This is a genomic window from Micrococcus sp. APC 4021, from assembly GCF_030407635.1.
Classification (GTDB): domain Bacteria; phylum Actinomycetota; class Actinomycetes; order Actinomycetales; family Micrococcaceae; genus Micrococcus; species Micrococcus luteus.
The window spans coordinates 1-1,424 of the sequence record NZ_JASDCZ010000211.1 but is presented as its reverse complement, the minus strand read 5'-3'; the positions used below and the strand labels follow the sequence as shown (position 1 = coordinate 1,424).

Here is a 1,424-nt window from a genome sequence, read left to right as displayed (position 1 = left end):
ACCGGGGTGGGGGGCACCGCCGCGGGGGGCGGCGGGCTTCGGCGGGGCCGGCATCGGCTTGGCCGTCGGCTTCGGAGCCGACGACGGCGCGGCCGGCTTGGCGGCGGACCGCGGCTTCGGCGTGGCAGCCGGCGCAGCCGAGGACTGCGGCTTCGGCGTCGCGGCCGGCTTCGGGGACGATGCGGGCGTGGCGCTGGAGGCCGGCTTCGCAGCCGGGGCGACCGCGGCCGGGCGGGGAGCCGCCGGGGCCGGGGTCTTCGGCGCCTGCGTCGTCTCGGCCGGGGCCGCGGAGGCGTTCTCCTGCGTCCGGGCGGCCATGGCCTTCAGCTGCTCGGGGAACGCGTCCCCGACCGAATTCCGCACCGGGGCGGAGTCGGACGCCGCCTTCTGCGCGGCGCGCTCCTTGGCCTCGCGGGCGGCCTGGTCGCGACGCGAACCGCCGCCCTGACGCTCGCGGTGGCTCTCGGCCGAGTTCTTGCGCTGGTCCGCCCGCGCATCGGCCTTGGTGCGCAGCGGGCCGACCACCATCACCATGTTGCGGCCGTCCTGGCGCGGCTGCGACTCGACGGTGCCCAGCTCGGCGACGTCCTCGGCGAACTGCTGCAGCAGCTTGATGCCGAGTTCGGGACGCTGCTGCTCACGGCCGCGGAACTGGATGATGGCCTTGACCTTGTCGCCCTGGCTCAGGAACTTCTTGGCGTGGCCGGTCTTGGTCTCGTAGTCGTGCTTGTCGATCTTCAGGCGGAAGCGGACCTCCTTGAGGACCGTGTTCACCTGGTTCTTGCGCGACTCACGGGCCTTCACCGCGGCCTCGTACTTGTACTTGCCGAAATCCATCAGCTTGCACACCGGAGGCTTGGCCGTGGGGGCCACCTCCACGAGATCCAGGTCCGCCTCGGCGGCGAGCCGGAGGGCGTCCTCGACGCGGACGATGCCGACCTGTTCGCCGTTCGGGCCGACCAGGCGGACTTCCGGAACGCGGATACGCTCGTTGATGCGGGGATCGCTGATGGTGGTACTCCTCTGTGTGAGACGACGGGTGACCCCGCGCCCACCGGAGGGGCCCTCGGAAACGAGGAAGGCCTCCCCTGCGCGGACGCAGACGGAGGCCTCGACACGATCCCGTCGGACGGGACCCTCGGTGCGGGCTGCGCGCCACGACGCGGCGGTCCCGACCGGCGACCCGGCAACTCGGCCCGGGGCGAACCGGACATCCTGCTGACGCGGGTGGGAGAGAGGCCTCCACTTTGCTGCTCCTGGCCCGTGCATGCCCGCCCCGGGGTCACCGGATGACGAGGTCGTGCGCGGACCACGAGTGGTCTATGGGAAGCTTACCACCATGACAGACGAACGTCAGGCCCAGGACGCCACCCCCATGGACGCCCCCGCCGAGATCCGCGACATCCACGAGGTCCCCGCCGTCG

General features: G+C 72.5%; 1 protein-coding gene. It reads right to left on the bottom strand.

Going from position 1 to position 1,424, the window contains the following annotated elements; all coding sequences use genetic code 11:
* The coding region (gene infC, locus QL983_RS11220) for a translation initiation factor IF-3 (protein WP_290153042.1) at positions 1 to 996 on the bottom strand (996 nt) is incomplete at its 3' end.
* Positions 997 to 1,424: the final 428 nt, after the last annotated feature.